Genomic DNA, 13197 nt, shown 5'->3' on the forward strand with positions numbered 1-13197 from the left:
TTTAGTGAAAATAACCTAGAATAATAGTTTTTAAAATTAATGGATTATAATCACTAAATTACCTGTTAATCTTGTTTAATCTAATAGTATGCTGATAATTAATCTTTAAACTTGAATTTGCTGTAATAACAGTTGCGACTCATTTTGGTGAGTAATAAGGTTATAATGTGGGTATTCACACACTAACGACAGCACCACGACATGACGTGCTACACTGCCTTTGCCTAAAAGTGTATCAATGTCATAAAGGTGTTCTGATAAACGAGACACATTTTGTAGCGCATAATTTTTGATACATTTTCCTTTATCATTATCCTTCACGCTACTATGCCAAATTTTATCTAATTGTTCCCCTGAATATTGGAATTCACATTGCACTTTTAATGCTTCAGAAAAAGAGTCTATATCCGTCGAAATTGGGCGTAGGAATTTTGCTTGAATAGGCGCGCGTAACCGTTCATAGATACCTTGAGGGGCAAGTAATAAACTAGCAGCTTCCTCACTCGCCGTTGCGTCTAGCTGAAAAGCTAAAATAGCGTACAACTTGGGTTCAAAGGGATTTTCGTATAGTGCCAATAGCCATTCACTAAGTGACTTGTGTGGCAACACTTCAACAGACTCAAGCGTCAATGATAAGCGTTCGGCTTCCTGTTTAATAAGTTCCTGCCAATTAGCCTCATTATCTTCAGCTTGCCAATATAGGGTAATTGGCTGAGTGAGAGAATGCTGATGGTAATACTCGGCAATTGGTGCAAGCAATTTTTGTATCACCGTTTCTTGTTTTTCCCATGAAGCAAGCGATTTCAAGGCATTTAGTGTCAGTATATTGTCTTTATTGACTGGCAATGAAGATAAAGAAACACTTTCTTTATCTTCATCAACGTGAGTTAATCGTGTATGCGTGAGTATCCCAAGGTGCTTGCCCGCCCAATAGCGCCATTCTTGGTGAGCATCCTCTAACATATTGGTAAACTGCTGATGGCGATAAGATGCCAGTGAATAAATAAAGAATCGGATAAAGCCCACCAGAAACGCAGGACAAATAACGAACACAATCATCAGCATTGTATTGCTGGTCGTTGGCGATAACATTTCATTTGTGGATAAATAAAGACTCAGACCAAATCCGATTGCACCGATAAGCACCATAATGAATACCCAAAGCGCCAACCGAGGGGCTTTGGGAGCTGGTGGATTTTTTAAGGAAGGTATTTTCCAGCTCATCATGACTGTTCACCCGACGATGATAAGCTTGCGATAAGGGTACAACCACATTCGGTTTGAAAGCCATTCAGTGCCGCCTGACGACCTAATATCATAATACGCGTTGAGCCGGGTAAAATCGCATTAACGCCGTGACCTTTTTTGGGGCAATTGACTTTGTCTCCTACTAAAGCAATGGCTTTGCCATACATGACAGAGCCTGATGCTGAAATCACTTCACCACCATGAGTTGTTTTGTCTCCTAAACGAACAAGCGCGCGCATATTAAACTCCTTTTATTGATGATTATTCTGTTGTTTTTTATACTCAAACGTGCCATCCCACTCAGGGAGTTCAGCAGGGGGGAGGGGTACGATTTTATCGATATCGGGGAACTTGGCGGTTTCGTCAGAAGCATCCATTTCTTTGACTATTGATTCATAACGGGCGGAGCGATCGAGATCTGGTTTAATAGGAATATAATACATCGAGTTTTCCTTTACGTTAGGCTTAAAACCTTCAGCTAATGCCGAAGCTGATGCTCGATAACCATTTCTTACAGCTAACTGATGATATTTCATTCCATTGTCGAACTCCTTATCTACATCTAAATAATATGTTGCTAAATAATATGCAGCCTTTCCATGTTGTTGCTGTACGGCACAATCTAGCATTTTTTTGCCAATTTCAGGGAAAAAAGCTGGATTGTCTTGCATATTGTCTAGCCTTTTTGAAAGGAAGATATCACCAATGACAAATTGAGCCTCAGGGCTACCTAAATCTGCGGCTTGACGAAAATAAGCTAACGCTTTAGTACGATCAGCGACGACTCCATAGCCTGTATCGAGGTAGTGTCCCATTTGGTAATAACCATAGCTGATGTCTAATTTTGCCATTTTTTGAATAATGTCCCACACCTCTTGTGCAGGACCTTTGCCTTCAACTGGGGGGACTTTGCCATAACTAATTAAATTACTTAAGTTAAGCATCGCTTTAGGATGGTTACGCTCAGCAGCTTTACGGTAAAGCTCACCAATTTGTGCATAATCACGTTGATGTTTATTGACTTTTTCAAGTTCACGGGCTTGTTTAAACCAAACATCGGCTTCAGCGTCAACGGGAGGCAATGTGTCTTTTTCATATACACAGGTGAAGGCTAAATCGGGTTCTGTTTTTTGAGTCACAGTGACGTCCTTTTTATCAATGGGTTTACAACCCATCAATAGCAAACCTAATACGACGACAGCATATTGACTGGCTAGATGGTTAGAGGATAAAAAGGAACAAGTCATGATTATTGTCCTTCAACCTGTTTTTTATATTCAAACGTACCGTCCCATTCCGGTAATTCAGCAGGTGGTAATGGGACAATCTTATTGATATCAGGGAATTTTGCGTAGGGGTTTTTATCTAATTCATCATGGATTTTCTGGTAGCGCTTAACGCGTTCTGGATCGATTTTTTGCCCTAAATAATCTAATTGATTATTTGGGTCATTTGTATTGAAAACTTTAGATAACTTATAAGCACCTCTTGTATGTCCATATTCAATGGATTTTTGAAAGTACTCAAGTGCTTTAGAATAGTTATTGTCTGCAACCCAATAATTCATACCTAAACGATAGGCTGCATTTGCATAACCTTGCTCAGATGAGCATGTTAGCATAGAGCGACCTAAATCTAACCGAAAGTACTGTGGTTTAGTGGCATCCATAAAGCGTTGTCCTATCACGTATTGAGCATCAGGATTACCCATCACCGCCGCTTTCAGCATGTATTGGAATGCAGCTTCGGTATCTTGCTCTACTCCATACCCTTGCTGTAAATAGGTGCCCATAATGAAATAACCAAATGGGATATTCATTTTGATTAAACGCTCTACAAGATCAATGACCTCTTGTTGGCGAAATTGACCTTGTGCAGGGGCTACATTACCCGCCGCTATCAGCGCTTGTAGATTCCCCATGGCTTTAACGTGATTTTTCATGGCAGCTTGACGATATAGCGTCCCAATACGGGCATAATCTTTTTTACCTTTCTGCTTTTCTAAATTTCGAGCTTCCTTAAACCACGCATCGGCTTCGGGCTCGAAAGGGGGAAAACGATCTTTTTCTTGCGTACAGGTAAATTGAAAGTTTTTTAAATTGTCATTTATTTTGGTGTTAGTCGCACAGCCGGATAGCCATGCGACCATCAATATTCCACCCAATATTTGCCTATATTTCATGATATGGCTTTGCATTATTGTGGCTCTTTTTGATATTCAAACGTGCCATCCCATTCAGGGAGTTCAGCTGGTGGTAGTGGGACAATCTTATTAATATCAGGGAATTTAGCGTAGGGGTTTTTATCTAATTCATCATAGATTTTCTGGTAGCGCTTAACGCGTTCTGGATCTATTTTTTGCCCTAAATAATCCAGTTCATTGGATGGATCATTTGTACTGAAAACATTAGATAGCTTAAAAGCACTTCTTGCATGTCCATATTCAATTGATTTTTGGTAAAAATAGAGTGCTCTTGAATAGTTCTTTTTAATTTTATAATCAATACCTAAGGTATAAGCGGCTTTTGCATACCCCTGTTCAGCAGAGCATGCTAACATGGCTTGACCTAAATCCAACCGATAAGATTGGGGCTTAGTCGCATCCATTAATTCATCCCCTATCACATACTGTCCGTCAGGGTTACCCATCACCGCCGCTTTAAGCATATATTGGAATGCGGCTTCGGAGTTCTGCTCTACGCCATACCCTTGCTGTAAATAGGTGCCCATAATGAAGTAGCCAAATGGGATGTCCATTTTGATTAAACGTTCAACAAGGTCAATGACCTCTTGTTGCCTGAATTGCCCTTGTGCTGGAGCTACATCACCCGCCGCTATCAGCGCTTGTAAATTACCCATCGCTTTATAATGGTTTTTTTGGGCGGCTTGGCGATACAGCGAGCCAATACGGGCATAATCTTTTTTACCTTTTTGCTTTTCTAATCGTCGTGCCTCTTTAAACCATGTATCCGCCTCGGGATCTAACGGAGGGAAACGATCTTTTTCTTGCACACAGGTAAATTGAAAGTTTTTTAAATTGTCATTTATTTTGGTGTTAGTCGCACAGCCGGATAGCCATGCGACCATCAATATTCCACCCAATATTTGCCTATATTTCATGATATGGCTTTGCATTATTGTGGCTCTTTTTGATATTCAAACGTGCCATCCCATTCAGGGAGTTCAGCAGGTGGCAACGGGACAATCTTATTGATATCAGGGAATTTAGCGTAGGGATTATTACTCAATTCTTGTTCAATCAGTTTATAACGTCTAACGCGTTCAGGATCGATTTGTTGACCTGTATAATCGATTTCATTATTTGGGTCATTTGTACTAAAAATACTGGCTAATTTATAAGCCCCTATTTCATGGCTATATTCTGCAGATTTTTGGAAAAAATAAAGTGCTCGAGAGTAATTACCTTTGTTTTTATAGCTTACTCCTAGGGTATAAGCAGCTTTTGTATATCCCTGTTCCGCAGAGCACGACAGCATTGCTTGACCTAAATCTAGTCGATAAGATTGTGGCTTAGTGGCATCCATGAATCGTTCTCCAATGACATATTGTGCATCAGGGTTTCCCATCACAGCTGCTTTAAGCATATATTGGAATGCGGCTTCAGTATCTTGTTCAACGCCATACCCTTGCTGTAAATAGGTGCCCATAATGAAATAACCAAATGGGATATTCATTTTGATTAAACGCTCTACAAGATCAATGACCTCTTGTTGGCGAAATTGACCTTGTGCAGGGGCTACATCCCCCGCCGCTATCAGCGCTTGTAGGTTTCCTATTGCTTTAACGTGATTTTTTTGAGCTGCTTGACGATATAACACGCCAATACGGGCATAATCTTTTTTACCTTTTTGCTTTTCTAATCGTCGTGCCTCTTTAAACCATGTATCCGCCTCGGGATCTAACGGAGGGAAACGATCTTTTTCTTGCACACAGGTAAATTGAAAGTTTTTTAAATTGTCATTTATTTTGGTGTTAGTCGCACAGCCGGATAGCCATGCGACCATCAATATTCCACCCAATATTTGCCTATATTTCATGATATGGCTTTGCATTATTGTGGCTCTTTTTGATATTCAAACGTGCCATCCCATTCAGGGAGTTCAGCTGGTGGTAGTGGGACAATCTTATTGATATCAGGGAATTTAGCGTAGGGGTTTTTATCTAATTCATCATGGATTTTCTGGTAGCGCTTAACGCGCTCAGGATCGATTTTTTGCCCTAAATAATCTAATTTATTATTTGGGTCATTAGTATTAAAAGCATCGGCTAATGTATAAGCACCTCGTTCATCTCCATATTGAGTTGCTTGTTGAAAATATATAAGCGCTTTTGAATAGTTATTGTCTGCCACCCAATAATTCATACCTAGACGGTAGGCAGCATTAGCATATCCTTGCTCAGCAGAGCATGCCAACATAGAACGCCCTAAATCCAGTCGATAAGATTGTGGTTTAGTGGCATCCATAAAACGTTGTCCTATCACATATTGACCATCAGGATTACCCATCACTGCCGCTTTAAGCATGTACTGGAAGGCGGCTTCGGAGTTCTGCTCAACGCCATACCCTTGCTGTAAATAGGTGCCCATAATAAAGTAACCAAACGGGATGTCCATTTTGATTAAACGTTCAACAAGCTCAATCACTTCCTGCTGTCTAAATTGACCTTGTGATGGGGCTACATTACCCGCCGCTATCAGCGCTTGTAGATTCCCCATGGCTTTAACGTGATTTTTCATGGCAGCTTGACGATATAGCGTCCCAATACGGGCATAATCTTTTTTACCTTTCTGCTTTTCTAAATTTCGAGCTTCCTTAAACCACGCATCGGCTTCGGGCTCGAAAGGGGGAAAACGATCTTTTTCTTGAACACAGGTAAATTGAAAGTTTTTTAAATTGTCATTCATTTTAGTTTTTGCTCCGCAACCAAACAGAAAAAAAGTGGTAATACAAACAACGAATATATGAGATAGATAAAACGATTTACTTAGTCTAATTTTGACCATGATGTGTTCTCATCTAGAAATTCGATTAAAGAAGCAACTGGTTTTATATTATTTAGTTTATTCTCTTTATTTGTATTCATGATTTTTTCCCATTTTTCAAAGGTCTGTTTTGGGTCGTCCGTTGCAATCCCTGTATGCAGTTGCCATAAGTGTCGGCGCATCGGGGGGATCAGTCCTATTGGGTCACTGTCTTGCAGTACAATATTGAGTTCGCTGTCAAAGCGCATACTGCGCAAGTTGATATTGCTGGAGCCAAGGGTTAAAAAAACATCATCCACCATCATCACCTTACTGTGAACATACACCGGTTGCCATAATGACGGCTTTAATGGATCTGGCTTCGGTGAGACTAAGCTACACACATGTACTTTTAAGCCTTCAATGTGTTTGGCGTTTACCGGCGCTGTTTTTTCTAATTCTGGATGGGCTTTACGGTGGTAATTAGGCACCACATCAGGACGACCTAGGGCTTCTAACATGCGGTAGGTCATATAGCTTCCTGATTGCAAAGCCTTTTCTTCGGTCGAGTTGGTGATCACAAACAGATATAGAGGTTTGTCATACCCCCGAGCTTGGCGTTCCTCAATGGCTTTTTTGATTTTTGCCACAAACGGAGGGTAACGAAAATATTGGTTTTCCATGTAGATATATTTACGCGCTAAACACAGGGCATTGTTATACAAAGTTTCCACTTCAAAACAGTTGTTTTGAGGCTGGGTGCGGCAAATTTGAGCCATGGTCGGTTTTAAGGGAAAATTCGGGTCTAAATCTAATCGCTGGTTAAGCGCGTTCATTTTTTCTCGGCTGAAACAATGCTGTGCCGCACTCATGGTGCTGTACTGATTGAGTTCTGGCTCGGGCCCAATATTTTTTTCCCATGCTTCTACAAAGTTATGATAAAGATGGGAAACGACCCCACCACAGACACAGGATGAATTATCTTGCCACGGGGTTTCCCCATCCCGTCCTTCGGACGCTCTGACCTGAATACCTTGATGGTCATCTTTATCCCAATATGCCGAAAGCATATTGTGTCCCATCACAAACCCCACGGCATTTTCAGGCTCTTGATAATCAATCACCACCACTTTTTGGTGATGGGTGGGGTATCTTGAGAGTAGGAGTTTTTGAAGTGACGAAGGGTCAGGATAATGCTCTTTTAATTTATCGTTAGCTTGTTGTATCGCATCATCATTTTCTTGCTTACTCAGTGCTGCGATTAAATCATCAAGCTCTTTGTTATTATTTTCATTCTTCATCTGGTCAAAGCGCTGATTGGCTTCTTTTCGGTCTTTACCCCATGACATTTCACGGTGTTCAACAATCAGATTACCTTTGCCGATAAGCTTTTTCTTGACGTTATAATGCCACTCTTTATCGTATTCATAATCTGCATCGGTCAGCACACTGGTTTTAACGCCGTCCGCACCATAGCCTGGGACATAATCCCCAAAAATATCTTTTTCCGTTCTCTGAGTTTTAAAGGCGCCGTAGCCAGGAAAATTCGGGTCAGTGAGTTGCCCGAGTTGGGTAAACCACACCAGAACACGCACTTTGACGTTACGAACCTCCGCCGCTTCTTTGAGTAAATCCCCTAAGCGCTTGGGGGTTCCCCCGCGGGTAATGTACATGGAGGATTGAAATCCCCATGTAATGATATTGATGCTGTGCTTGGCTTGCTCGATGGCAGAGGCTAAGGCTTTAAACGCACGTTCACCGTTGATGAGTGGCGCAAATCCAGTTTGTTGCGGTGAGTATTCGCCACTGGCAAACCATTGGGGCGTTAAGACAACACAGGTTCCCACACGCGGGACAATATTGATGGTTTGAGTGGTCTTCTTCATGTTCACAATACGTTCCTTATTTTGTGGTGTCATCGGGATTGAGTAGCGGATTTAAAAGCCGATGGAAGACACTTTTATGCGGTAATCCAGCTTCGCTTTTATCCATCATGTTCAGTGGTGGTTCAATCACTCTAAACCCTTGTTGGGCCACATCCTCTTCATCAGGCTCATCCTTTTCTGGCTGTAGGTGAATATCAAAATTTTCACCATCCATCAGTTCAACACGGTATTTTGCTATCGAAACATCATGCTCAATCTGAATATTGCCATGTTCATCCGTGACGCCTTGCGTCAATAGTGCGCCATTGGCATAGAGTGTATAGGGCTCAAACGCACGGCTCATCATCGCACTCTGCGGTGATGCACTCAGTTGAAAACGCAAGGTTTGTTTTGGCATTGATTGTGGAAATTGTGGATGGGTGACATCCATAGACGCAGGGCCTTCAACCACCCAGTTGGTCGCTTTCACCGTTTGATTACTGGGGCTGCCGTACTCAATTTGCCCGCCTTTTAAACGAATATACGCGCCACCGCAGGTCAGCAATAGCTCGTCTTTAGCCGCGACGACCGTTTTGCCGCCGGTACTGGTGACCGTCATGTCCTTGAGTGAGGTCAAATGCATTTCATCGCTTTGCGCTTGGATTTCTACCCTGCCTTTCGCGGTAAAGGCTTTGATTCCTAGGGTGTGAGCAAACAAGCTGATGGCTTTGCCTGCTGCTAAGGTGATTTTTTTACCGACTGAGATATCGGCCTGTTTATGGGCGGTCAAGGTGATATTTTCACCGCTGCTCGCCTGTACGGTCTTGGGGGAGGTTAATGCGATACCCGCGGGCGCACTGAGTAATAGCGCCGCTTGTTGCAGTTCTTGAATCGATTGGGTGAGTAAGGTTTGCTGGGCGTTTAAATCGGCCAGCTCTGCTTTTGCGACTTCGGCTGCTTCCCGTAGGGAGCTCACTAGGTTCAACGCATCATCCAGTTGTTGCTTGGCTTCGCGCATATCCAGTTGTTGCTTGGCTTCGCGCATATCCAGTTGTTCTGAAGAGGCTTTAGTGCGTAAATCGGTGCTGATAAACAGCCCTTTCCCCGCACGTATCGCCCCCCAGCTGTCGGTTCGCAGCTCAAAGCCATCACCGCGCTTTTCACGCCCTTGATTAACCAGATGCCCTAAATTGAGTTGCGATTTACCGCCGTATTCCGTGCTGAGCTTGATGTGCTCTTCCCCGCGCTTATCTTCCATGCGAAGCTTATTATTCGCCGGAGTACGAATGACGTTGCGGGTATTGTTTTTGTCAGTGATGTGGTCGGGGCGGTGGGAATCATGCAACGCATGGGCGATATACGGTCTATCCGGGTCGCCCTCATGGAACGCGACTGCAACTTCAGTCCCTTGAATTAATGGGAAGTGCATCCCGTAGGTATCGCCCGCATAGGGTTTTGCTAGCCGCACGGGCATGCTTTCATATCCCGTGGGTTTTTCATCACGGTCGGCATCGAATTTGACCCAATAAAACCCGTGCTCATTTTGATGAGCGTAAATATCATGAGATTTGGCACTGGTAATGCGCGCCATCAAAGTCCCTGCAATTACAGGGTGCGGCTTCAAGGTCGGTCGCCAACACAATGCTTCGGTGTACGGCGCGGCATCAAACTGAATCACTAACGCGCTGCTGCGACTGCCTGAAAAGCGTAATCGCGTGATTAAAATTTCGGATTGAAAATCCGTGGGTAAGGTTGACGGCAACTGGCTATCGATGACTTTAAAAATCATCAACGGCGTTAAGCGTGGTGAATTGCTTTTGCCTCGCAGCAGTGTTTGACGTGCGAGAAAGCGTTCATGGTCTAGCCGTGACCAAAAATGGGCGGTTTCGGTCTCGGGTTGGTATTTCTCACCGCGCTCAAGGTGGCGGGGTTTATAGTGATACACATCCCCGTAGTTGATGTCATCCCCTTCACCTCGCGTCATGTCCGTTTCAATGGATTGCAAGGTTTGCATCGCTTGGCGGTGATTATAATCTTTGGTGGTCACACTGCGTTCCACCACTTGGTGGCATAGTGATAACTCCCACACACTTTCCACGCCATTGTCATTCATCCCTGATGGGCTATTGAGGGGCAGCTTGAGGTCATACACATAGGCACGCTGGCTATCCCCAAAATGAATAACTTCGGTTTTGGTATCCGGCTGCAAACTGAAGGAGTAGAAAATCCCCACTTCACTGAGTAAACGTTCAATAAACTGCCAATCACTCTCATTGATTTGGTTAATTTGCTCTCGCTTGGGGTATTGGCGTTGCAAATGAAACTCAAACTCCCAGCCTTTCATGTCATGCTCACGTAAAATGAGGTCAATGACATCCGGCACCGATTTATTGAGGAAAAAGCGGTGAGAGCGCATTTGATGGCGTAGTAGCGATACGAATGGCTCAATCACAATTTGGTATTGTGCTTCATCCGCTGAACCGGAAAGCCGTTTAAAATGGGTGACCACTCCATGAATATGCTTTTGTGGTTCATCCAGTGTATTTAAAGCCGTCAATGGGATGGTGGGAGATGAAAAAGTAAAATGGGCTGTACGACGAAGAAATTGTTGCGCTTGCAGGTTTTTCTCGGTGGAAGTAAAGGTAATTTGATAACGGTAAGTTTCACTAATCGCTTCTCGACCGATGAAGTGCTCAACATCCAGCGTAAATTGGCAATCTTGTATTTTTAAGTGATAACGATTATGAGATTGAAACGTGCGTTTAACTGTATCCACCAGGCTCATTGAATGTCCTTTTGAGGCTTTTCATGGCCTACGCTGGATAACCAAACTTCAAGCGCTGCCAAATCAAATGTGAGATATTTAACTTAAGCTAACATTAAGGGTAGGCAAATAACAAACTAAATATAAAATAATTTGATGAATTCGACATAAAAAAGATTAATCTGAAATGACTGATGTTTTTCATGAATAAACTTTATTATGAGCGACTCATTTTCAAATACAGTATTTGATAGACTCGGACTTCACTTTCATTTGGTGTAACCAGAAAAATGAGAGTGAAGCGAGTTAGCCAGTTCTGATAATGTGATCACCAAAACTGCGACTAAAATTATTTTGCTAACGGCTGTTCGACCGCAAGAACTCCGCTTTGCCCATTGGCAGGATATTGATTTAGAAAAAGAGATTTGGGAGATACCTGCTGAAGTCATGAAAATGAAGCGAGCGCATGTTGTACCGTTATCAAAACAGCCGATCGAGCTATTTAATTCACTTAAGCCGTTATCAGGACATTATGAACTCGTATTTATAGGTCGTAACGACCATAGAAAGCCGATCAGCAAAGAAAGCGTGAATCAGGTTATTGAGTTGCTGGGATATAAAGAAAGGCTAACAGGGTACGGCTTCCCGACACAATGAGTACGATTCTGCATGAAAAGGGATTTCATTCAGCATGGATTGAAACCTAGCTTGCATATATCGATAAGAATGCGATCCGTGGTATGTATAATCACGCTTAGTATATGAAAAGGTGCAGGGAAATGATGTAGTGGTATGCCGACTACATGGGGGGAGTTGGAGGGAAGTTTGGATAATGTGGCCAGTGTGAGTTTTAAGTCATGATTGGTCGTCTTTACTTATGGATATAAAGACGACCATATTTATTAGAGATTGCAAATAATATTTAATATATTATTTATTCTTAACATTATGGTTTATTTATAATGTTGTTGAATCTTTTGCACAGTCGCAAACCCACGTTTTGCTTCTTTCTCGGCAATTTCAACAGACAAACCAATGTAAGCTCGAGGGTCTAACATTTCTTTGATTTCATCATTGCTAAATGTGGCTGAAATGATCTCATTCTTAGTTAAGTTCGTATAAAAATCCTCACCATCAGCAGCGGTTTTAATCGCTTCGTCATAGAGTAGTGAGTGAGCTTTATCTTTACCCAATTTTTCAGCCATTTTCATCATAACGTATTCAGTATTATCTAATCCTTTATTTCTGAGGGCGTTATGTAGCATTCTTTCTTCATGAGGCACAATAGTTCTAGACAGCTCTTCGGTTCTCAACAAGATCTCCGTAGTGAGCTCTAATGCTTCTTCAATTAGGCCATCAAACAGCATGTATGAACTGCTATCCCCTTCATATGGTCTTACCGCAGAGTACATACCCACACTTGGCAAGGAATACAATTTCTGTGAGTTAGCAATGATCCCTTTGGCTAATTTAGGGTTAATTTTATGTGGCATGGTACTGCTACCCACGGTGCCTTTAGTAAACCCTTCAGAAACCTCAGCGATTTCTTCCAATGTTGTGCTATAAACTTCTTCACCAATCTTATGACAGATGTTAGCCATCAACGCTAAGTTAGCCATATATTCTAATTTATGGGTACTAAGGTTTCTTGATGGTACTTCCATCGCTTCCATGCCCACTAACTCGGCAACTCTTTTTTGTACCTTTAAGCCGACACCCGGCATTGAGTTAAATGCCCCAACAGCACCACCCATCATGATAGTAAATACACGCTTTTCACATTCTTGCATGCGTTGATAACAATCAATGAAATCACTGATCCAGACAGAAACCTTATATCCATAGGTAATCGGGATCGCATGGCGGCCATGAGTTCTTCCTGGCATTACCATCGATTTGGTTTTCAATGCTAAATTAGATAAGTTTTCAATGATCTCGCCTAACAGCAACATAAACTTATGATGTACCGTCTTCATCATATACAGCTGTGAACTTTGCTGTATATTCTGCGTGGTAATTCCATAATGGATATATTTACCGCTCTCTTCGGAACAAGCATTTACCAGTACTTTTAAAAAAGGTACAAAGCCATGACCGATTTTTTGATAAATACGGTTCATTTCTTCGAAATCAATATTTTCGATGACGGCTTTTTCTTTAATTTCATCCGCTGCTGATTGAGGAATAAAACCAAGTTCGGCCTGAGCCTGAGCTAGCATTGATTCAAACATTAACCAAGTTGAATATTTGGCTTCATTCGATAACAGGTCTTTTATTCCACGGTCATCAATCGTTTTACTTTTAGAATCGTATAACGCTCTCATTTTGTATCCCTT

Annotated in this window: 10 protein-coding genes and 1 pseudogene; 1 reads left to right on the plus strand and 10 read right to left on the minus strand. The window is 42.2% G+C overall.

Features of this window, described 5'->3' with window-relative positions:
- Positions 1-105 precede the first annotated feature (105 nt).
- From ACWPW6_RS00555 to ACWPW6_RS00595, 9 genes are all read right to left on the minus strand, one after another.
- Positions 106-1227: a hypothetical protein gene (locus tag ACWPW6_RS00555; protein ID WP_249999587.1), complete on the minus strand. Its 1122-nt coding sequence runs from the start codon at positions 1225-1227 to the stop codon at positions 106-108.
- Positions 1224-1487 (minus strand): PAAR domain-containing protein, encoded by a 264-nt coding sequence (locus ACWPW6_RS00560; RefSeq protein ID WP_249999589.1) that lies wholly within the window; start codon positions 1485-1487, stop codon positions 1224-1226. Before ACWPW6_RS00560 ends, ACWPW6_RS00555 begins: the two co-directional genes overlap by 4 nt.
- A 12-nt stretch (positions 1488-1499) precedes the next feature.
- Entirely contained in the window at positions 1500-2495 is a 996-nt protein-coding gene (locus tag ACWPW6_RS00565) for an SEL1-like repeat protein (protein ID WP_249999590.1), read from the minus strand.
- Between the two features lie 2 nt (positions 2496-2497).
- Positions 2498-3445, minus strand: a complete 948-nt coding sequence (locus ACWPW6_RS00570) for an SEL1-like repeat protein (protein WP_249999592.1) — start codon at positions 3443-3445, stop codon at positions 2498-2500.
- The gene (locus ACWPW6_RS00575; protein ID WP_249999594.1) at positions 3445-4383 is read right to left on the minus strand and encodes an SEL1-like repeat protein; all 939 of its coding nucleotides are present in this window, start codon (positions 4381-4383) and stop codon (positions 3445-3447) included. The genes ACWPW6_RS00570 and ACWPW6_RS00575 overlap by 1 nt, the downstream gene beginning before the upstream one ends.
- Complete coding sequence (locus tag ACWPW6_RS00580; RefSeq protein ID WP_249999596.1) at positions 4383-5321, minus strand: SEL1-like repeat protein; 939 nt, start codon at positions 5319-5321, stop codon at positions 4383-4385. The genes ACWPW6_RS00575 and ACWPW6_RS00580 overlap by 1 nt, the downstream gene beginning before the upstream one ends.
- Entirely contained in the window at positions 5321-6175 is an 855-nt protein-coding gene (locus ACWPW6_RS00585) for an SEL1-like repeat protein (RefSeq protein ID WP_249999598.1), read from the minus strand. The genes ACWPW6_RS00580 and ACWPW6_RS00585 overlap by 1 nt, the downstream gene beginning before the upstream one ends.
- Positions 6176-6255: 80 nt before the next feature.
- Positions 6256-8118, minus strand: coding sequence for a phospholipase D-like domain-containing protein (locus tag ACWPW6_RS00590; RefSeq protein WP_249999600.1), 1863 nt, complete (start codon positions 8116-8118; stop codon positions 6256-6258).
- A gap of 16 nt (positions 8119-8134) precedes the next feature.
- Positions 8135-10882, minus strand: coding sequence for a DUF2345 domain-containing protein (locus ACWPW6_RS00595; protein WP_249999602.1), 2748 nt, complete (start codon positions 10880-10882; stop codon positions 8135-8137).
- 300 nt (positions 10883-11182) lie between these two features.
- On the opposite strand from ACWPW6_RS00595, the pseudogene ACWPW6_RS00600 reads away from it, so the two are divergent.
- Positions 11183-11649, plus strand: a pseudogene (locus tag ACWPW6_RS00600) (tyrosine-type recombinase/integrase); the annotation flags it as partial.
- Between the two features lie 165 nt (positions 11650-11814).
- Here ACWPW6_RS00600 and ACWPW6_RS00605 read toward each other — a convergent pair.
- The gene (locus ACWPW6_RS00605; RefSeq protein ID WP_154623533.1) at positions 11815-13185 is read right to left on the minus strand and encodes a class-II fumarase/aspartase family protein; all 1371 of its coding nucleotides are present in this window, start codon (positions 13183-13185) and stop codon (positions 11815-11817) included.
- Positions 13186-13197 lie beyond the last annotated feature (12 nt).

Source organism: Providencia sp. Marseille-Q8014 (genome assembly GCF_965112055.1).

Coding starts and splice junctions, on each gene's coding strand:
- ACWPW6_RS00555 (WP_249999587.1), bottom strand. CDS start 1,227: ATGATGAGCTGGAAAATACCTTCCTTAAAAAATCCACCAGCTCCCAAA.
- ACWPW6_RS00560 (WP_249999589.1), bottom strand. CDS start 1,487: ATGCGCGCGCTTGTTCGTTTAGGAGACAAAACAACTCATGGTGGTGAA.
- ACWPW6_RS00565 (WP_249999590.1), bottom strand. CDS start 2,495: ATGACTTGTTCCTTTTTATCCTCTAACCATCTAGCCAGTCAATATGCT.
- ACWPW6_RS00570 (WP_249999592.1), bottom strand. CDS start 3,445: ATGCAAAGCCATATCATGAAATATAGGCAAATATTGGGTGGAATATTG.
- ACWPW6_RS00575 (WP_249999594.1), bottom strand. CDS start 4,383: ATGCAAAGCCATATCATGAAATATAGGCAAATATTGGGTGGAATATTG.
- ACWPW6_RS00580 (WP_249999596.1), bottom strand. CDS start 5,321: ATGCAAAGCCATATCATGAAATATAGGCAAATATTGGGTGGAATATTG.
- ACWPW6_RS00585 (WP_249999598.1), bottom strand. CDS start 6,175: ATGAATGACAATTTAAAAAACTTTCAATTTACCTGTGTTCAAGAAAAA.
- ACWPW6_RS00590 (WP_249999600.1), bottom strand. CDS start 8,118: ATGAAGAAGACCACTCAAACCATCAATATTGTCCCGCGTGTGGGAACC.
- ACWPW6_RS00595 (WP_249999602.1), bottom strand. CDS start 10,882: ATGAGCCTGGTGGATACAGTTAAACGCACGTTTCAATCTCATAATCGT.
- ACWPW6_RS00605 (WP_154623533.1), bottom strand. CDS start 13,185: ATGAGAGCGTTATACGATTCTAAAAGTAAAACGATTGATGACCGTGGA.